The 20,140-nt window shown below is 68.9% G+C and carries 13 protein-coding genes; all 13 read right to left on the reverse strand.

All coding sequences use genetic code 11. The annotated features are described in order from the left end of the window. Positions 1-22 precede the first annotated feature (22 nt). On the reverse strand, positions 23-1,240 hold the full coding sequence (locus IM778_RS15500; protein ID WP_228484600.1) for a pyridoxal-dependent decarboxylase, exosortase A system-associated: 1,218 nt from the start codon (positions 1,238-1,240) through the stop codon (positions 23-25). A gap of 48 nt (positions 1,241-1,288) precedes the next feature. Next, the gene (locus IM778_RS15505; protein WP_194409711.1) at positions 1,289-2,143 is read right to left on the reverse strand and encodes a GNAT family N-acetyltransferase; all 855 of its coding nucleotides are present in this window, start codon (positions 2,141-2,143) and stop codon (positions 1,289-1,291) included. A gap of 3 nt (positions 2,144-2,146) precedes the next feature. After that, positions 2,147-3,550 (reverse strand): AMP-binding protein, encoded by a 1,404-nt coding sequence (locus IM778_RS15510; protein WP_194409712.1) that lies wholly within the window; start codon positions 3,548-3,550, stop codon positions 2,147-2,149. 24 nt (positions 3,551-3,574) lie between these two features. After that, a complete protein-coding gene (locus IM778_RS15515) occupies positions 3,575-4,939 on the reverse strand; it encodes a nucleotide sugar dehydrogenase (RefSeq protein WP_228484601.1) in 1,365 nt (454 codons plus the stop codon). Next, positions 4,861-6,150: a glycosyltransferase family 4 protein gene (locus IM778_RS15520; protein ID WP_194409714.1), complete on the reverse strand. Its 1,290-nt coding sequence runs from the start codon at positions 6,148-6,150 to the stop codon at positions 4,861-4,863. Before IM778_RS15520 ends, IM778_RS15515 begins: the two co-directional genes overlap by 79 nt. A gap of 2 nt (positions 6,151-6,152) precedes the next feature. Next, positions 6,153-7,628 carry a lipopolysaccharide biosynthesis protein gene (locus tag IM778_RS15525; RefSeq protein WP_228484602.1) on the reverse strand — a complete coding sequence of 492 codons (1,476 nt, stop codon included), beginning with the start codon at positions 7,626-7,628 and terminating at the stop codon, positions 6,153-6,155. Positions 7,629-7,759: 131 nt separating this feature from the next. After that, complete coding sequence (locus IM778_RS15530) at positions 7,760-8,974, reverse strand: glycosyltransferase family 4 protein (RefSeq protein ID WP_228484856.1); 1,215 nt, start codon at positions 8,972-8,974, stop codon at positions 7,760-7,762. Between the two features lie 2 nt (positions 8,975-8,976). Then, positions 8,977-10,098 carry a DegT/DnrJ/EryC1/StrS family aminotransferase gene (locus IM778_RS15535; RefSeq protein WP_194409717.1) on the reverse strand — a complete coding sequence of 374 codons (1,122 nt, stop codon included), beginning with the start codon at positions 10,096-10,098 and terminating at the stop codon, positions 8,977-8,979. Continuing rightward, positions 10,095-10,721, reverse strand: a complete 627-nt coding sequence (locus tag IM778_RS15540; RefSeq protein WP_194409718.1) for a NeuD/PglB/VioB family sugar acetyltransferase — start codon at positions 10,719-10,721, stop codon at positions 10,095-10,097. Before IM778_RS15540 ends, IM778_RS15535 begins: the two co-directional genes overlap by 4 nt. After that, positions 10,718-11,842 (reverse strand): DegT/DnrJ/EryC1/StrS family aminotransferase, encoded by a 1,125-nt coding sequence (locus IM778_RS15545; protein ID WP_194411925.1) that lies wholly within the window; start codon positions 11,840-11,842, stop codon positions 10,718-10,720. Before IM778_RS15545 ends, IM778_RS15540 begins: the two co-directional genes overlap by 4 nt. A gap of 17 nt (positions 11,843-11,859) precedes the next feature. Then, entirely contained in the window at positions 11,860-12,855 is a 996-nt protein-coding gene (locus IM778_RS15550) for an NAD-dependent epimerase/dehydratase family protein (RefSeq protein ID WP_194409719.1), read from the reverse strand. Then, entirely contained in the window at positions 12,852-13,913 is a 1,062-nt protein-coding gene (locus tag IM778_RS15555) for a Gfo/Idh/MocA family protein (protein WP_194409720.1), read from the reverse strand. Before IM778_RS15555 ends, IM778_RS15550 begins: the two co-directional genes overlap by 4 nt. 87 nt (positions 13,914-14,000) lie before the next feature. After that, positions 14,001-20,048, reverse strand: coding sequence for a DUF4082 domain-containing protein (locus IM778_RS15560; protein ID WP_194409721.1), 6,048 nt, complete (start codon positions 20,046-20,048; stop codon positions 14,001-14,003). Positions 20,049-20,140 lie beyond the last annotated feature (92 nt).

A 20,140-nucleotide genomic window follows, 5' to 3' on the forward strand; every position in this document is an offset into this window, starting at 1 on the left:
CGTAGTTCGACCAGATCGGCGGTCATACGAGCACCTCCGGCGGCGCAGGATGGCTGAGAAAAGCCGTGGGACTCGCCGTGAGACCGTAGGCACCGGCCTGGAACAGCACGATCAGGTCGTCCACCTCGGCGCGCGGGAGATGCACCCCGTTTCCCAGCAGATCCAGCGGTGTGCACAGGCAGCCCACCACCTGCACCGACTCGACGTCGGCGGAGTCCCATCGATCCGCCACTGCGATCGGATAGTTGCGCCTGATCACCTGCCCGAAGTTCCCCGAGGCCGCCATCTGGTGGTGCATGCCACCGTCGACGACGAGGAAGATCTTGCCTCGCGACACCTTCCGGTCCACGACACGGGTGACGTAGACCCCGCACTCGCCCACGATGTATCGACCCAGCTCGAGAACGACGCGCGCGTCCGGCAGCGCGGGCCGGATGCGGTGACGAAGCAGGTTCTCCAGGTTCGCGCCCACGGCGTGCAGATCCAGTGGATCGTCGTTCTCGTAGTAAGGGATGCCGAGCCCCCCGCCGAGGTTCAGGTACGACACCGCAGAGCCGGCCTCCTCGGAGAGTGCGAGCAGCAGATCGACCGTCTTGACCTGCGCGTCGAGGATGATCTCGGTGTGCAGATTCTGCGAGCCGGCGAACACGTGGAAGCCGAGCAGGTCGACATCTGCCTGCTCGAGTCGTCGGATCAAGGACGGCACGTTCTCCGCATCGACGCCGAACTGCTGAGCGCCCCCGCCCATCCGCATGCCGGACCCCTTCACCTCGAAGTCCGGATTCACGCGAATGGCCACCTGAGGACGGACACCGACCTCCTCGCCGGCCTTCACGACGCGGTCGGCCTCCATCGGGGACTCCAGCTCGATGATCACCCCGGCCGCGACGGCCTGCGAAAGCTCGGCGTTCGACTTCCCCGGCCCCGCGAAGCTGATGGCGCCCGCGCCGATCGGGGTATCCAGCGCGAGCTTCATCTCGGCCCCTGACGCGACGTCGAGCGAGTCGACCACCCCGCTGAGGTGCTGCACGACCGCGGGCATCGGGTTGGCCTTGACCGCATAGCTGAGTTCGAGATCGTCGGGAAGCTCTGCGCGCAGGAGAGCGACCCGCTCGCTGAGTGCCGCGCGGTCGTAGGCGAAGAACGGCGTACTGCCGACGCGCCGCGCGAGGCGCTCGATCGGCAGCCCGCCGAGCAGCATGCCGCCGTCGCGGGTCTGAAAACGAGGTCGATACGCCACTGCCGCTTCACCTTCCTTCCCGGGACGCGACGCGACGCGCGCCTGCGGCTACCACTGAAGGCATGTCAGCTCGCTGTAGAGGTAGTCGATGTCGTCAGGAGTCAAGGTGTCGCTCTTGTACATCTTCGGCCGGGACCGGCCGAGCACGATCGACCCTCGGGGTGGCCCGCCTCCTACACGGCACTCCAGCAGCGTCGCAGCGGCGCCGTGGTGCAGAAGCAGGTGGCTCCCCAGGGGACGGATCAGACGCTGGAACAGCGGTCTGTTCCCGACGTACAGGATCGATGCGAACGCGCGGACGCGTTTGCGGCGATCCTTGCGGAAGATGACGTAACAGCGGTCCTCGCCCGAGAGCAGCAGCAGGTGTCGCGCGGCACTGGTTGTGCGGTGGTCGTCGTAGATCCTCCGCTCGGTGCCCGTCAGCACGCGTTCCAGCAGGGCCGGCTCACTGCTGATCCGGGTGCCGGGCGGTGTCCGCCACGGGAGATTGAGGATGAGTGCCGTAGTGGTGTCGAGGTCGGTGAAGCTGAGCTTCCGGTTCAGCGCCACCACGTTGCCGCTGGGCGAGAAGTCGGTGAAGTGGTACCCGCGCTGGCGCAGGAGGGCCATGAGAAGCCGCAGACCTTGTGCGCGGTGGCCCTCGTCCACGCACCACGCGCCGAGATTGCAGAACCTCTCGGTCGTGCCTCCGATCGTGCGATCGGAGTAGTACGCCAGGTACGCGCCTACGACCTCGCCGTCGCTCCGGAGGAAGTAGCCGTGATTCGGCGCCGACACCGTCCACGGGACGTGCAGCGCATCGGCCCACGCTGCGGCGCTGACCCGTCCGTTGAGCTTCTCGTGCAGGAACTTCCCCACGGCGGGCAGGTCAGCCGCAGTGATGGGACTCAGCTCGGCCGGCATTCGTCACCCCTCCCCTCGCGACGACAGGGACTCGGCGAGCGCGGCAGCCGCCGACTGGTCCACCTTCCCGTTGGCGAGCCGGGGAAGTCGGGGGACGGCGATCACCCCATCGGGGACAGACTCCGGGCGCAGCGACGAGATCAGCTCTCGCCGGAGTCCGTCGGTCTGCGTCCTCTCCCCTTCGACCAGGCTCAGCAGCTCGCCTGAGCGCGTCGTGACCGTGAACGAGAGAACGGCCCTCGCGTCTCGCAGGGCGCGATCGATGGCATCCAGCTCGACGAAGCTTCCGTTGCGCTTGACGCGTCGTCCCGTCCGGCCGAGACAGAAGAGGTTGTCCCCGTCCCAGGCGCCGATGTCTCCCGTCACGACGGTGTTCGGTTCCTCCCAACGGGGGTAGTCGGGGGCGGCGCCGAACAGGTAGCCCCGAGGCAGATGCCGCGAGCTGATGGTCAGCATGCGGTCGGGCTCGGTTCCGACGAGCCCGGCGCTCCAGCGACCGACGCGCCCGCGGCCGATCGGCGCGCATCCCCCCACGGAGGCCACCTCCTCCGACGGGATCAGTCGCGCAGCGCTGGCGAAACCGACCGTCTCGCTCGTGCCGTACGTGTTGATGACGGTCGGGACGCCGAGGGCGAAGGCTTGATCCACGTGCGCGATGTGGAGGCGGTCTCCACCGGAGCCCCACACGCGCAGCGGGAGTCCGTCCGGAGGACGTCGCTCGGCCGACGCGAGTTCGATGAACCGCGGGGCGAGCCGCACGTGCGTCGCCGCGACGCGTTCGATGAAGCGCAGGGGCCGGAGCTGGTCGCTCAGGGCGCCGGAGAGGTGGATCGCGGCGCCGCTGGCCAGGGCCACCAGCAGGTTGGTCATCGCCATGTCGTACGCCGGGTGAGAGACCTCGGCCCAGGCGGCGTCGCGGTCCAGCTCGAGCGCTTGCGCGCCGGCGGGAACGAACGCGGCGATGGCGGCCCAGGACGCCAGGACGCCCTTGGGTGCCCCTCCGGTGGAGCCGGAGGACCTCGCGACATAGCCGGGCTCGGCGATCGCGACGGCGGTGGCATCCTGTCCGGCTGACCGTCGAAGCCCGCGGACGGTCACCGTCACGTCCGGCCGCAGTGCGGCGAGCACAGCCGCGTGTCGATCCGGGTCGACCGCCGGGTCGAGGAAACAGATGGAGTAGTTCCCCAGTATCGCGGCGACCAGGCTCACGAGGCAGTCGGTGGACAGCGGCAGGCAGATCGCCACCACCGGCGAGGGACGCCTGGCGTCCCCTCGGATCCTCGCGGCCTCCGCCCTGGCGGCCGCCACGAGTTCCGCGTGTGTGAGGCCGCCCCGGGTGTCGGTGACGGCGAGCACGTGCGGGCTCTGCGTTCGCGCGGCGAGCAGCATCTCCGCGAAAGCGTTCATGCGACGACCTCCTCCGGCTTCTCGTCAGCGCGTCACGGGCGCAAACTGCGGCCAGTGACGGGCGGGGGTGTTGGCGTCGAGCACGGGGATCCCCGATGATTCGACGAAGCGGCCGGGAGGGCGGTCGGAGCCCAGGATGATTCCGTCCACCCCCTCGACCGCAGCGGCGCGCGAGTCGAACAGCAGCTTCTCGAGATGCGGCAGCCGAAGGCGGATGTACGACTCGTTGCTCCCCACCAGCTCCGCGGGATTCACGACCGCGTCGTAGATGTGCACCTCGACGCCCTTGCCGGTCAGCGTCTCGGCGATATCGACGTAGGGGCTCTCCCGCAGGTCGTCGGTGCCGGTCTTGAACGCCAGGCCGAGGAGCGCCACCCGTCGCCATCCCAGCAGGAGGACGTGGTCCACGACTCGCCGTGTGTGTGACGAGTTGCTGGCGAGCAGGCTCTCCAACAGCGGAGCATCGACATCCGCGCGTCGAGCCGCGTAGGTCAGCGCCCGAACGTCCTTCGGCAGACATGATCCTCCGAACGATGCCCCCGGCCGGAGGTATCGCTCCGAGACGTTCAGGACCCTGTCCTCGACGAACACGGCCATCAGTGTGTCCGCATCGACACCGTAGGCGTCGGCGAATCGCGCGATCTCGTTCGCAAATGCGATCTTCACGGCGTGGAAGGCGTTGCTGGCGTACTTGATGGACTCCGCCGTGGCGATCGTGACATGGCGGATCGGTGCGCCGACGGACTCGAACAGTGCGACGACGGAGGCGAAGGTGACGTCGTCGTCTGTCCCGATGATGGTGAACGGGGGATGCCGGAAGTCCTCGATCGCCGTCGACTCCCGAAGGAACTCGGGACAATAGGCCACGCCGTAGCGCCCGCCGTTGCGTACGGGCAGGTGCGACTCGATGAGCCGCTCGGTGGTGCCGGGCAGGAGCGTGCTCCGGATGATGACCGTCAGACGACCCGCATCAGGATTTCCGTCGAGGAACTCCGCGATCTCCCTCAGCACAGTTTCGACGAACTCGGTGACCAGCGAGCCGTTCGGTGCGGACGGTGTGCCGACGCAGATGACGGCCGCCTCAGCGCCGGTCAGGGCGATCGCGACGTCCGTCGTTGCTGTCAGACGACCGGATTCGACCACGCTGCGCGTCAGGCCGTCCAGGCCCGGCTCCGCGAGCGGCGCGTGGCCCTGAAGGATGGCGTGGACCTTCGCCTGCGAGAGGTCGACGCCGACGACCTCGTGCCCGGCGTCGGCCAGGCAGGACGCGGTCACGCTCCCCACATAGCCGAGCCCGAATACTGCTACTCTCACGTTCCCACACTCCTCGCTGTCGTGTGCGCTGTCGTGCTGCGGTCGCGTCTGAGCGGCACCCGTCCCGACGCCCATCGGCGGTATGACGAGACGAGAGTCTCCGCCTGGATCTCCCAGCACAGGGTGTGCTCGAATCGCGCCCGGCCGGCGTCGCCCATCGCGCGGGCGAGCTCAGGTTCGCGCAGCACGCGCTCCACCGCGCGCGCGAAGCTCCGCGCGTCGTTGGCGCGGGAAGCGTAGAGGGAGGCATCGCCGGCGGAGAAGCGCCCCTCGCGCACGTCGAACTGCACGATGGGCCGCCCCAGCGCCATGTACTCGATGATCTTGTTCATCGTGGACAGATCGTTCATGGTGTTGACTTCGTCGGGGTTCACGCACACGTCGGAATCGGCGAGGATGCTCTTCATCTGGTCATCGGGGACACGACCATGGAACTCGACCCGATCCGCGATCCCTCGGTCGCGGGCCAGGCTCGCCAGTCGCTCTCTGTCGGGCCCCGACCCGATCAGCGCGAGGTGCACGTCAAGGTGCCGCTCGGAGACCAGGATCTTCACGGCGTCGATCAGATAGCCGATGCCTTCCTGCCGTCCCATCACGCCCACGTAGCCGAGCAGGAACCGGCGTCCGCGGTGCCAGTCCTCGCCGGTCGAGCGGTACGCGGCCCACGACCGGAACGGGCCCGAGCGCACGACCGCCACGTCCTCGCCGCGGAAGCGGCCACGACGCATCGCGATGTCCCGGTAGCTGTCGTTGGTGGAGATGACGTGGTCCGCCCACGCGTACGTGCGGTGCTCGAAGAACCGCGCCACCGACGCGAACAGCCGGGGCAGCGGCATCCGCTTCGCCTCGACGAGCTCCGGGCCGAGGTCGTGCTGATCGAACACCAGCATGCTGCCGTCCTCCCGCTTCGCACGCTTGGCGACGAGATACAGCAGATCGGGCGGATTGCAGAAGTGGACGATGTCGAACGGCTCGACGGCCCGGTCACGATCGAAGACGCCGGTCATGCGCCGGAGCGAGACGACGTACTCGTCGAGATAGCCGAGCACGCCGTTCGCTTCGCGTGCGGCCTCGTACCGGTGCACAGCGACCCCGTCGATCAGGAAGTCGCCCACGGGGTGACGCTCATCGCCCGGACAGATCACGGTCACATCCGCGCCCGCTGCTGCGAGCGACGTCGCTTCCTGCCAGACGCGACGATCGAACGGCACCGGCAGGTTCTGGACGAGGATCGCGACTCGGGTTCCTCCCAGTGGGACCGCTGTGCCCTCTCGTTCGAGCTCCATGATCAGGCGCCTTTCCTGTAGCGGCGGACGACCGGGATACGCGCACCGACTCTCGACTGCGCGATGATGCCGAGGGCTTCTGGGATCACGCCGGGTGACATGACCCGGGTGACCAGCAGATGGACGACGGCCACACTCATCGCGGTAAGGCTCAGGCAGAGCCAGACCGGCAGGGAACCGGCCACGGTGACGATCGCCCAGCCGGCGGCGGCCGATATCCCGACCGCAACGATCAGATACCCGAAGGGGCCCGCCACCTCCCGCAGTCGGGCATGGAGCAAGCGGGCGGTGAGGAACCACCGGCTGACCGTCGCGACGATGCAGACCGCGAGAAAACCCCACGCGATCGCGACGAGCCCGCGGGGCGCGAGCAGCACCGTGGCGCCGAGGGTGAGGGCGTCGATGATCAGCGCGTATGCGAACCACACACCGGGCTTGCCGACGCCGTAGAACAGGCCGTGGTCGAGCCAGGCGCCGACGGACAGCGTGCCCGCGAGCGCGAGGATCTGCGCGACCTGGTAGCTCGGTTCCCAACCGTCGCCGAACGCGATCGGAAGAATGAGCGGTGCGGTCACGGCGAGCACGGTCAGCGGGAGCGACATGGTGAAGTAGGTGAGACGCAGGGCGCGCAGGTAGGCGCTGCGGAGCCGGGCGGGGGTGTTCCTGATCTTGGCGAAGGCGACGTTCGTCACCGGAACGATCGCGCTGCCCGTGAGGTCTTGAACGATCTGCACGAGCCTCAGCGCGATGTTCATGAATCCCAGCGCCGCCATCCCGAGAGTCGCGGAGATGACAGCGGCCTCGCCCCACGCCCTCAGCATCGCGACGAACTCGACACCGAGGACCTGGCCGCCGAACGTCGCCATCGTCCGGAAGTCGGAGGCGGCGAACGCGAAGCTCGGTCGCCATCGCGATGCGGTCCACGCGAGCACGGTCGAGATCGATGGAGCCACGAGGCTCTGGGCGACCAGAGCCCAGACGCCCCACCCGCTGAACGCAGCCGCCAGCGCGACCACCTGCGCGATCGCGGCGCCTGTCGCACCCTGCCAGGCGAGCGTCCGGAATCGCATGTCCCGGCGCAGCAGCGCTGTCGGCACTGAGCCGGCGGCGGCGAGGATCACGCACAGCGACAGCGTCTGCAGGACTGGAACCACCCCCTCGTCGCGGAACACCGCGCCGAACACCGGGGAGACCGCGAACAGGGCCGCGCTCAGCACCACGCCGGCACCCAGCGAGAACCAGAATGCGGTGCTCAGCATCCTCGCGTCGGTCTTGTCGGCCTGCACGATGTACGCCGCGAAGCCGAGATCCGCCAGAAGGTAGAAGAACGGCAGCACGGTCGAGGCTGCGGCGACGGTGCCGAAATCCTCCGGGCTCAGCAGGCGTGTGAGAACGGCGATCGTCACCAAGCCGAACAGCCGGACGGCCCACTTCTGCGCCGTGAGCCAGAGGACTCCGGATGCGGCGCGACCACTCACCTCGCTCGGCTCGACATGGGCGTCGGAACCCGCGACAGCGATGCCCTCGCCTTCCGGCAACGGGCTCGGCGGCGCCCACTCCCTGGGGGGGAGTGCTTCGAAGTCCGGCGCGTCCGGTGGTGGCGGGCTCTTCACCTTCGGCCGCCCCGCCTCGCATACCCCGGGTTCATCCGCCCTATTCGGCGAGCCACCTTCCTCACCAGCCGCCGCCATTCATGGGGCAGGTCGAGGACCCACTCCCGCGCGCCGTAGGCACCGATCGCGTCGGCATAGAAGCCGGCCAGTCGATCCGACATGGCATCGAGGCCGAAGCGTGCCCGCGCGAAGTCTCGCCCATACCCACCGAGTGCGCGACGCCGTGCTTCGTCGGCGATCAGCGGGAGAGCGATCCGCACGAGGTCGGCGACAGGATCCTCCGGATGCTCCGGGCTCCAGAAGCTGGATCGTGCCAGCGCCCGCGCGCTCTCGGGCTCGAACAGCCGCGACCAGCCGGCCTCGCCGTGCACGATGAGGGGCTTGCCGAAGGCGAGCGCACGCGCGGCGGATCCCCCCATCCCGATCATGATGTCGGCCGCGAGGTATGCGGGCCGCGGGTCGGACAGCGCGCCCAGCATGCGAACGGCCGGCCTGCCGACATCCTCGTTGACGGCCTCCGCCTCGGCCCGCAGGACAGAGCGTGCATCGCCGTCCCCCACGACGAAGAGGGTCGCACCCGTCGACGCGAGGTCGCGCATCGCGTCGATGGCGACGAGGATGGCCGTGGCCTTGAGCTGCCGCTCCAGCCGGCTCACGATCCCCAGCACGACACCGTCGCCGAGACGGTACCGGTCGCGGAAGAGTGCCGCGCCGGCGTCGACCCGCGGGGAGTCGGCGGTCAGGTCGACCGGAGGCGAGATGAGGACGGTCGGCGCGGGGCGGTCGACCAGGTCTTCGACGAGGTACTCGGTTCCCACGATGAGTGGTACGTGGCTGTGAACGACATCGCTGACGCTCATCTCGTACACGGTGTGCACCCACGGGATCCTCCCGAACGTCGCGGGCCCCCAGTAGACGTTGCGTGCCGCACCCCACATCCCATACGCGTGGACGAGGTCGACGCCGAGCTCGTCCGCCATCCGGCGCAGCTGCCTGGCGTGGGGCAGCAGTCCGGCCGCACGGTCGTAGACGGTGATGCCGATGCCGTGCAGATCGGCGTAGTCGAGCAGCGACGGACCGCCCCCGATCGTGTCGCGCTCCCCCACCAGGATCGAGTCGATCCCCCGATCACGCAGGGCGCGCGCGAAATCGACCGCGTTGATCTGCGATCCGCCGAGTTCGAGGCTGTTGAGATGGACGAGCACCCGCATGGTCACCGACCACCCCCTCTCGCTGCGGCGCGCAGTCGGTCTGCGACCGCCTGGCACTGCCCCTCGGAAAGATGCGGGAACATCGGCAGCGACAGGACCCGTCCGGCCGCCGCTTCGGCCACTGGGAACTCACCGCGTCGATATCCGAGCCCCTCGTATGCGGCGCTCTGGGGAACGATCGTCGGGTAGTGGATGCCGACCTCGATTCCTCCGGCGCGCAGTTCGGCGATCATCCGCTCGCGCTCGGCCACACGGACCACGTACAGGTGCCAGACGTCGGCGTTGCCGTCGCGCACCGCGGGCAGCCGGATGCCTTCGACGTCCGCGAGCATCTCGCCGTAGCGCTCGGCAGCGGTCCGCCGAGCCGCATTCCAGGCGTCCAGCCGACGCAGCTTCGCCCGCAGCACCGTCGCCTGGACGGCGTCCAGCCGGGCATTCATTCCGATACGGGCATGAACGTATTTCGTCGAGCTGCCGTGGGCAGCGACGTTGCGGACGAGCGCTGCGACATCCGCGTCATCCGTCATCACCGCGCCGGCGTCCCCGGCGGCACCCAGGTTCTTGCCGGGATAGAAGCTCGTCGCCGCCACATGACCCAGGGCGCCCGCGCGCCCCGCCAGACCGGACGCGCCCTGCGCCTGCGCGGCATCCTCCACGACCTTCACGCCATGCCTTTCCGCGATCGTCATGAGGCGCTCCATCGGAGCGGTCTGGCCGAACAGATGAACGGCGGCTATCACCCTCGTGCGGGAGGTGATCGCCGCCGTGACGGCCTCGGGGTCGATCAGCAGGTGATCGTCGTCGACGTCCACGAAGACCGGAACCGCACCGATTCGCGAGGCGGCCTCGGCCGTCGCGATGAACGTGTTCGCAGGCATGATGACTTCGTCGCCGGGACCGACTCCCATCGCCCGGTACGCGAGCTCGAGCGCGTCCGTGCCGTTGGAGACGCCGACGACGTGATGCACGCCGATGTAGTCGGCGTATTCGTGCTCGAACGCCTCGACCGCCGGCCCGCCGATGAACGACGCCGAGGCCAGCTGATCGCGCCACGCGGCCAGTACTTCGTCCGCGACCTCGGCCTGCTGTGCGGCGAGGTCGAGGAACGGCACCGGGTTGCTCATGCCGACCCCCCGACCTCGTGAGCCGGCACGCCGGCCCACGTCGCCGCCGCCGGCACGTCGCCGAGCACCGCGGCGCCCATGCCCACGGTCGCGGCGGCTCCGACGCGGACTCCCTGGCGCACGGATGCGTTCATCCCTATGTAGGCCGCTTCGCCGATGCGCACCGATCCGCCGAGCGACACGCCCGCCGCGAGCGTCGCGAAGTCCTCGAGCACACCGTCGTGTGTGACCGTGCAGCCCGGCATGATCACGACGTGCCGCCCCAGCGCGGCGTCCGCGGTCACCACGACGTTGTCGAGCACGATCGTGCCCGGGCCGATGTCACTCGAGGAACCGATCCGAGCGGAACGCGTGACGAAGCGGGCATACCGGTCCTCGCCGAGACCGGACTCGCGCAGGCGATGCACCACGTCGCGCCGACCCCGGCCGCCTCCGACGCACACGAGGAGCGATTCGGTGCGCGGGATCGCCTCGATCACGGACCCGATGACCGGCACCCCGCCGATCTCGGTGCCGTGCAGCTCCGCGTCGTCGTCCAGGATGCCGACCACACCGGTGATGCCGGCCGCGAGCACCTCGCGGGCGAGTCCGCTCGCACCCACCAGGAGAATGCCGTCTGTCACCGTGCCACTCCGTCCGGCGCGCGGAGGACGGCGATCACTCGATCCTGCTCCTCCTGGGTCATCTGGTGGAACACGGGCACGATGAGGGTGGTGTCGTTGAGGCGCTCGGTGACCGGCAGCCCGGCTTCCGGGATGAGGCCCAGGTACGGCGGTTGGCGATGCGCGGCCATGATCCCGCGGCGAGCGGAGATCTCCGCCTCCGCGAGCGCTTCGAGGAGACCGTCTCTGTCCGTGGAGTACAGGTCGCCGACCTCGATCCAGAACGACTGGAAGTTCCCGGTGCCGTACTCGGGGTCCGCCACCGCCCGCAGGCCGGGGATCTCTTCGATCGCCGCCTGGTAGCGCTCGGCGAGCTCGCGCCGACGAGCGACCATTTGCGGCAGTCGTCCGAGCTGGACGAGGCCGACCGCGGCCTGCAGATCGGTCATTCGGTAGTTGAAACCGACCTCCGTGTACTCCTCAGCCGGCGGCAGGACCGACGCGTGGCGATCAACCGCCGACACGCTCATCGCGTGCTCGCGGAGGTGCCGCGCGCGATCGGCCCAGTCCGGTTTCGAGGTGGTCAGCATCCCGCCTTCACCGGTCGTCAGCAGCTTCCGCGGGTGGAAGGACCACGCGGCGATCTCTGCGCCCGCGCCGACCGGGCGCCCCCTGTAGGTCGATCCGGCGCCGCACGCCGCATCCTCGATGACGACGATGTTGAGCTGGTCGGTGAACGAACGGATGTCGCCGATGTCGACGGGCACGCCGCCCTGGTCGACGGCGATGACGGCGCGCGTCTGCGGAGTGAGGGCTTCGGCGACCGTGTGACCGGTGACGTTGCCGGTCACGGGGTCCACGTCGGCGAACACGGGGTTCGCACCCACGTATCGGACCACGTTCGTGGTGGCGATGAAGGAGAAGGACGGCACCACGACGTCATCCCCCGCGCCGACTCCCGCAACGACCAGCGAGAGGTGAAGGGCCGCCGTGCAGCTGCTGGTCGCCACGGCGTATCGCGCCTGCATCGCCTCAGCGAACGCATGCTCGAACCGCGCGACACGCGGGCCCTGCGCGATCCAGCCGCTGGCGATCGCCTCAGCGACGGCGTCCGCCTCCTCCTGGCCGAGCCACGGGACCATGACGTTCAGGCGCTCGCTCACCGCTCCGTCACCGCCCGGCCTGCGGCCACTTCGTCGCGCAGCGGCCGCCACCACTCGACGAGCTGCCGGAGCCCTTCGTCGATGCCGATCGTCGCCTCGAACCCGAGGTCTCGCCTGGCCGCCGAGGTGTCGGCGAGCCGGCGGGCCACACCATTCACCGCTCGCTCGGGACCATGCTCGACCCCGAGGTCGGACCCCATCGCGCGCAGCAGCCGCTCGGCCAGCTCGAGAAGGCTGGTCTCGACGCCGCTGGCGATGTTGTACGTGCCCTCGACGACATCGCTGCGCGCAGCCAGCACGTTCGCCCGGGCGATGTCGGGCACGCACACGAAGTCCATCGTCTGGGTGCCGTCGCCGAAGATCAGCGGCGGTCTGCCGTCGGCGATGCGCTCCATCCACCGCACCAGCACTTCGGTGTACAAACCGTGCACGTCCATGCGCGGGCCATAGACGTTGAAGTAGCGCAGGAGCACGTAGTCCATGCCCCGCATGGCGCGGAAGCTCCGGATGAGCCCCTCGTTGAAGGTCTTCGCCGCGCCGTACAACGTGTCGTCGTTCTCGTGATGATGCCGCTCGGTCGTCGGGAACTCCTCCGCCATTCCGTACACCGATGCGCTCGATGCGGCGATGAGCTTCTTCACACGATGTCTCGCAGCGGCTTCGACCACGTTGAAGGTGCCGTCGACCAGCACTTCCAGTGCGAGACGCGGCTGCTCGGCGCACTGGGTGATGCGGATCGCGGCCTGGTGGAACACGAGGTCCTTCTCGGCGGTCACGTCGTCGAGCAGTCGCGCGTCGCGGATGTCGCCCACGACCAGCTCGACCCGACCGGTGGCCAGTGCATCGTCGAGATTGGCGCGTCGTCCGCGCACGAGGTTGTCGACCACGTCGATGTGGGCGACTCCGGCGGCGAGGAGCTGGTCGACGAGGGTGGATCCGATCGTGCCCGCCCCGCCGGTGACGAGGACGCGGGTGCCTTCGAGGTCGGTCATGCTCCCTGGACCTCCGGGACGAGGGTCTCGACAGGACGGGGGGCCCCGAACGCGCGGACGCTGGCCGACGCTGCTTCGAGCACCGACAGGACGCGAAGGCCGGCGTCGCCGCTCGTGCGCGCCGGCCGCCCCTCGCGGATGGCGGCGGCGAACTCGGCGACGACCGCGGCGAGCGCTTCGCGTTCCGGCAGCGCCGGCGCCCACGTGTCTCCGAGCCGATACGAGATGTTCGCCGCGCGGCTGTCGGCGGTCTCCTTGGACTGCAGCGCCAGGTCGACACCGCGGTCATAGACGCTGACGCGCTGCTGCGGATTCAGGTCGTCCCACACCAGCGTCCGCTTGGTGCCGCCGATGACCATCTGGCGGATCTTGGTCGGGCTCAGCCAGTTGACGTGAACGTGGGCGATGCCGCCTCTGTCGAGAGGCATGGCGAGGTACCCGATGCAGGCCTTGCCCGTGTCGAGCGGGTCGGAACCGTGCGCGGCGACAGAGGTGACATCGAGTCCGCCGGGAAGGACGAAGTCCATGATCGAAAGATCGTGAGGAGCGAGATCCCAGAACACGTCCACGTCGGGCTGTATGAGCCCGAGATTGATGCGCACACTGTCGACGAAGAGGATCTGGCCCAGCGTTTCCTCGTCGATGAGCTCCCGGATCTTCAGCACAGCCGGCGTATAGCAGTAGGTGTGATCCGCCATGAGCACGAGCGCGTTCTGACGCGCACGATCGACCATCTCGATGCCGCGCTCGCGCGTGTCGGCGACCGGCTTCTCGACGATGACATGCTTGCCCGCGTCCAGCGCAGCCAGCGCAACCCGGTGGTGTGTGTGCGCGGGTGTCGCGATGGCCACCGCGTCGATGGTCGGATCGGCGAGGATGTCCCCGAGGTCGGCCGTCACAGCCACGCCGCCGATGCTGTCGGACACCCGCCGCGCACGCGCGACATCCAGATCGCAGATGCCGGCAAGGTCCCACTCCGCTGACGCGCGGAAGTTCCGCGCCAGGTTGGGGCCCCAGTACCCCGCGCCGATCACAGCCGCTGTCAGTCGCGTCGCCATCTCGAGAACCCCCAATCTCTTCCGCTCCTGTCCCCCACTGGAGCGTCAGCTCGTTCACCCGAGCGTTGTCCTGATCAGTTCGCGTGTTCAGTTGTCAGGATCGAAGACGATGTCGACCCAGTACTTGTTGCCGTCCGTCGCCGTCGGGTTGCCCGATCCGTAGCCGGCGACACCGCCGTTGGCGAGGGTGGACAAGGGTCCCGTCGACACGGAGGCGGCGAGCGCCCCGGTGGTGACGGCGTAACGCCCCGACGCATTGAGGACCGTCACCCGGTATTCGGTGCCGACGGTCAGACGCACCGGCGACGACAGCACCGCCGTCTGCCATCCGGACGCGGTCTCGTCCCGGAAGGTGACCTGTGCCAGCACCGTGCCGTTCGCGCTTCTCAGGTAGCCGGTGTGCGTCCCTTTGTTCCGGTTGCCCTTGTAGAAGCGGATGGTCGTCACGACTCCCGGGAGACTCGTGCGGAAGCGGGTCCCGACCTGGTAGGCCAGCACTGCGTTGGCGTTCGCGTTGGCCGGTGTGCCGGTCGTGAAAAGGCTCACCTGGTCCGGCTTGGCCATCGTCGTGAAGGACCATGTGCCGCCTGCCACGGCGGTTCCATTGGCCGTGACCGTCGCGGTGTACGTCTTCGTCCAGTCCAGCGGCGCGGCCGGCGTGAATGTGACGACCCCGGTCGCGGCGGCGAAGCTCGACGTCCCCTCGACAGCCGCTGTGCCCAGCTTGACGCTGATCGCGGCCGAAACGGCGCTCCCGAGTGTCGCGGTGACTTTCGCGGTGGCCGGGTCGACGTTCGTCGCCCCGGCGGCGGGCGTGATCGACGACAGCGTCGCGTTCGACAGAGTCGAGAACGACCAGCCCGAACCTACGACAGCCCCGTCGCCGGTCACCGTCGCCGTGTAGGTCCGGCCCCATGCGAGCGACGTGGAGGGGGTGAACGTCACCACACCGGTGGACGCGGAGAAGCTCGAGGCACCCGGAACGGCTGCGCCGTCGGTGGTGAGGGCGAGGGTCGCGGAGGCGGCGTTGGCGAGCGTCGCCGACACCGTGGCACCGGCGGGGTCGACGCCGGTCTGCCCGGCGGCCGGGGACGTCGAGGTGATGCTCACGGCCGGGCGCGTCGAGAAGCTCCAGGTCCCTCCGGGAATGGGGGCCCCATCAGCCGTGGCCGAGACGGTGTAGGTCTTCCCGCGTTCCAGCGCAACCGTCGGCGTGAAGACGACGGCGCCCGTCGCGCTGTCGTACGCCGAGCTGCCGGCGACGGGCGCGCCGGCGGAAGTCACCTGGATCGTTGCCGTCGTGGCGTTGGAGACGTTCGCCGATACGACCGCTGTCGCCGGATCGACATCGGTCGCACCGGCCGGCGGAGCGAAGCTCGTCAGGGCCGGAGACGGAGGAGGCATCTGGCCCCCGCTGAAATCGACCTCCGCGTCGACGAAGTACGCGGTGGCGTTCCACGACAGCGTGGGCAGCCCGCCCGCCGCCGTATACAGGTAGCGGCCATTGATCGTCGCCGGGGCCGTGATGAACCCGGCCGTGCGCTCCTGCGCGAAGTATGCGCTCGTGTAGGCGTAGCGGCCGGCGGGAGCGAAGTACGAGACGATGTAGGTGACGCCGGGTTCGACGGCGACGGGGGATGGCAGCGGCGCCCGCTGCCACCCCGATTCCGTCTCGTTCGCGAAGTCCACCTGCCCGAGGACCTCGCCTTCTTCGTTCCAGAGCGTTCCCCGGTGGATGCCGGTCGATCCCGTCGCCTTGAAGAAGCGGATCGCCGTCACCGACCCCGGTTCGGAGACCCGGAAGACCGTTCCGACTTCGATGGGATCTGCGTCGGTGACGACCCCTTGCGGGGATGCGGTGCCGAACAGCGACTGGATCGCCGGGGCGGTCGTGAGCGACCAGGTGTCGACGGCGGCACCGTCGGACGTGACCGAGACGGAGTACGTCGTCGCGTGCGCGAGGCGATCGGCCGGGTCGAAGGTGACGCGGCGTGCGGCGGCGTCGTAGGTCGATGTCCCCGCGATGGCGCCACCCGGTCCGACGAGCGTCACCGCGACGGATCGGCTGCCCGGATCCGCCGTCAGCGTCACCTGGACGTTCGTCGTCACCGCGACGTCGACGGCGTCCTTGGCGGGCACCACCGACTCGACCGCGACGGATGGTCCGTCGTCGCTGAGGAACTCGACGTCGACGAAGTAGTTGGAGGAGTTCCACGACGACGTCGGCATCGTGCCGCCCGCGCCGTATCGGTAGCGCCCGTTGTCCGGGCTGAGCGCCGTCAGGGGACCGTTCGTGACCGGCGCTGCGAATCCCTGCGGCGTGTAGGCGTAGCGGCCGCTGGGCGCATGGTACGAGACGGTGTACACCGAGCCCGGGACGATCGCGACCGGTGTGCTCAGCACCGCACGCTGCCATCCGGATGTCGTCTCGGCAGTGAAGGTCACCTGGGCGAGCCGCTGCCCACCTGGCCCCCACAGGGACCCGACGTGGGTCCCCGTCGTCCCGACGGGCTTGTAGTAGCGGATCGCCCGGATCCGTCCGGCCTCGGTCGAAGTGAAAGCCATCCCGAGTTCGACCGCCGCGGTGTCCGCGTCGACCGCCGCCGGTACAGCGGTGCTGAACAGACTGATCGCAGCGGCGCCGCCGCCGACGGTGAAGGCCCAGCTGATCGGGGCGGCGACGGTGCCGGATGCGCTCCTGACGCCGGTGAGCGTCACCACGACATGCGCGCCGGCGGTGAACACGTCGGCAGGTGTGAAAGCGAGGGTCTTCTGGGAAGCGTCCCGGCTCCATGTGCCGGCGACCTCGACGCCGTCCGCCGCCACCGAGCCCGAGAAGTTGGACTGCACGGTCTCGGCGAATGTCGCCGAGACCGTCGTGCCCTGAGGGACGCCGATCGCGTCCGCAGCGGGCGTGCGACTCACCACGCTGGGCGCATCGGTGGGAAGCGCGAAGACCACGTCGACGCCGTAGTCGGTCGTCGACGGAGACGACGGGAATCCCCCGGAGTAGGTGAACACGGCACCCGACGCGGGAACCGCCAGCGGCCCTCGCGAGTACGCGTCGGAGAACGCGCCGGCCGTCGCCGCGTAGTGTCCCTGCGGCGCCGTGTACGACGCGACGTAGGTGACCCCGGGCTCGACCGCAAGCGGCGTATCCAGCTGCGCGGCCTGCCACCCCTGCGTGGACTCGCCGGCGAACGTCGCCGAAGCCAGACGCTCCCCGCTCGCGCTCCAGATCGCTCCCTCGTGGGTGCCGCCGTTGCCGAATCCCTTGTAGAACCTGACGGCGGTGATCGTGCCGGCCGTCGACACCGTGAACTTCACCCCGAGAGTGACGCTGTCGCCGTCGTTCGCCGCCGGCACCGTGGGCACTCGGCTCTCCGGGAAGAGCGAGCAGGGGCATTCGCCAACGGGTCGGTCGATGTCCTGCGTAGTGAAGTTCCAGCCCGCCCCGGCCTCCAAGCCGACGCCGTTCATGTCGGCGGCAGTGACCGCGACGGAGTAGGTCGTTTTCGGCGCCAGGCTCTGAGACGGAGTGAAGACCGCCGTCCGCGTCCCCGCATCGTAGGTCGTCGTGCCCGCCACCGCCTGCCCCCCGGCGGGGGTGACGGTGAGCGACACCGTCGCTGGATCGGCTGCCCGCGTGAAGGTCGCGCGTACGTCGGTCGTGAGGGGCACACTCGACACTCCGGCGGCGGGTGTCCGCGTGAGCACGCGCAGCGGAGAGGTGTCGGACTTCGTGAACAGGACATCGGCGAAGTAGTTCGATTCTCTCCACGTACTCGTGGGGCGGGAACCAGCGACGCCGTACACGCCTGCGGCAGCGGTCCCGACGGCGCCGCTCACCGCGATCGGGGATGTCTTCGGGGTGTACGGCCAGAATCGCGCCTGCATCGAGTAGCCGCCCCGGGGCGCCGTGTACGAGACGGTGTACTCCTGCCCGGCGTACACCTGCACCGGTGTGGTGAACTCGGCGGTCTGCCAACCGGTCGCCGTCTCGGTTCCGAACACGACACCAGCCAGCTTTGCTCCCGTCGCGTCCCAGAGCGCCCCGGCATGCTGGCCCGTGTTCGCCGGGCCCTTGTAGAACCTCACGCCTGCGACGAATCCGTCGACCTCCGGTGTGAAGCGAAGACCGAGTTCGACTGGCTGACTGTCGTCGGCGGAGGCGACCGCCGGCGTCAGCGCACCGAAAGCCGAGAACGGTCCGGTGACGTTCACCTGACGTGTCGCACCGGCGGCGAAGTTGGCGCTGTCGTCGATCGCTCGGGCTCGCAGCGTCACGAGACCCGAGCCTTGCTGAAGGTAGGTGTAGCTCCACTGGGCGGTGCCGGTGGCAGCGTGCCACGTGAGTCCGTCGTCCGTGGAGACCTCGACGCCGGCGACTCTGCCGCCGACATCCGAGGCCGTTCCGGTGATGGTGACGCTCGTTCCGTGCGGAATGGTCTCCCCCGCCGACGGCGTGGTGATCGTCGTGGTCGGCGCCGTCGTGTCGGTGCTCTTGGCCGCGGCGACCAGCCCCGGCGTCAGCGTACCCGGCTGGGCGCCCATATCGGCGAGGAGGTTGACCTGCGCCTGCTGCATGCGAGGGTCGGCCGCCGCGCCGTTCCCGTCGTGCGTCTGGTCGAGGCCCCATCCCCATTGGATGCTCGCTGCTGAGAACACCAGGGCTCCGCTGGCCGCCCGATACAGGGTTGTGTGATGAACGGTGCTGCCGGGCACCACGGTGTTGCCGTAGTCGACGAGGTACTGCGGCACAGCGCCTGTGGTGGTCGACAGATGGATGAGCCCGGGGGGCCGGAACCCGTTGTCGAGGTCTTCGTTCGACTCGTATCCCACCGTGTGCGGCGCGAGCGGGGCCCGCGTTCCCGTCGCGAGCGTGCTCAGGCCGGTGTTCCGCCAGATCCGGAGCTTGCCCTCATCGCTCGCGACGGTGATGGGAAGGTCGATGTCGTTGACCATGTACATCGTCCCGGTCAGCGCGTTCTCTGGATTGTGACCGCCCTGCGACTGACTCGCGAAGCGCGGATCGCGCCAAGTGCCGGTCCACTCCGGCGCGGGGTCGATCTTGCTGTTCGCCCAGGTCTCCTTGTAGGAGACGAGCGTGCGGTAGGCCGTCTGCGAGCCGTCGATCGAGGGCTCGTAGCGAGTCCGCCAGTATCCTTCGTTGCCCGTGAGGAACTGCAGGTTGACGCCCGCGTCCCGCGCCGCCTCGATGTTCGCCCGCTGCGCACCCGACCAGTACTCGTCGTGCCCGACAGAGAGGAAGACCTTGTGGTTCTTGAGATCGGCGCCGCGCCGGTCGCTGTCGACACCCGCGATGTACGTCGTGTCGTAGCCGTTGCGTTCGAGGAAGCGAACGGTCGCGTACTCGGAGCTGAAGTAGAAGTCGCGGCCCTTCTGCCAGTTCCGAGTCGAGAAGGGACGGTTGTAGCTCAGCTTGTACGCGCGTCCGTTCGACCCGCCTTGGTAGAAGCTCGCCCCGCCGTAGACGTTGTATGCGTGCCACGTCGGGTCGGACGTCTGGAAGACGATATCGGAGGTGCTGCTGTCGTTTCGGACGACGAAGATGATGTGACTCGCGCCGCCGTTGTCAGCACGCTCGAGCAGCGCGACGTAGACACCCGATACCGCATCGGCCGGCACGTCCCACGACGCCGACACACGCCAGGTGCCGCAGTCGTACAGGTCGGTGCTCACGTCGGAGACGCATTGGGGCTGCCTCTGCGGCAGCGTGGCGGATACCGGCACCGTCGTGACGAAGCGCGCGCCGAGACCCTGATACCAGCCGGTGCGGTAGACCTTGATGCTGTAGGACGTGGCATTCGTGTCGATCTTGAAGTCGATCCGCTGCCCGGCGTTCACGGAGATGTCGGTCGCGAAGCCCTGGATCGTGGGGTCGCCGGCTCCGTCGATGTCCCACTCGGAGGGGTTCGCGCCGGGCCTCTGGTTCTCGCACGCAATCGGGTTGATCGTCGCACCGCACGGGCTCGCCGCCTGAGCACGGGGCTCGGGCGTGAACGCCAGCAGCAGGGCAGCGATCAAGACGACGAGCGCCGCGAGAGAGCCGAGCTTCGTCCGGTATTGCGATGCGTCGGGCTGAACCGACGCCGAAGGCTGGTTGTTCCCCATGGATGTCCCTGATTCCCGACGCCCTCGTCGGTGCTGCCCTTCCGTCGGCCTTCGGGTGACCGGCTGGAATGACATCCGCGTAGCGATAATTC

Source organism: Microbacterium cremeum (assembly GCF_015277855.1).
GTDB classification, from domain to species: Bacteria; Actinomycetota; Actinomycetes; order Actinomycetales; family Microbacteriaceae; genus Microbacterium; species Microbacterium cremeum.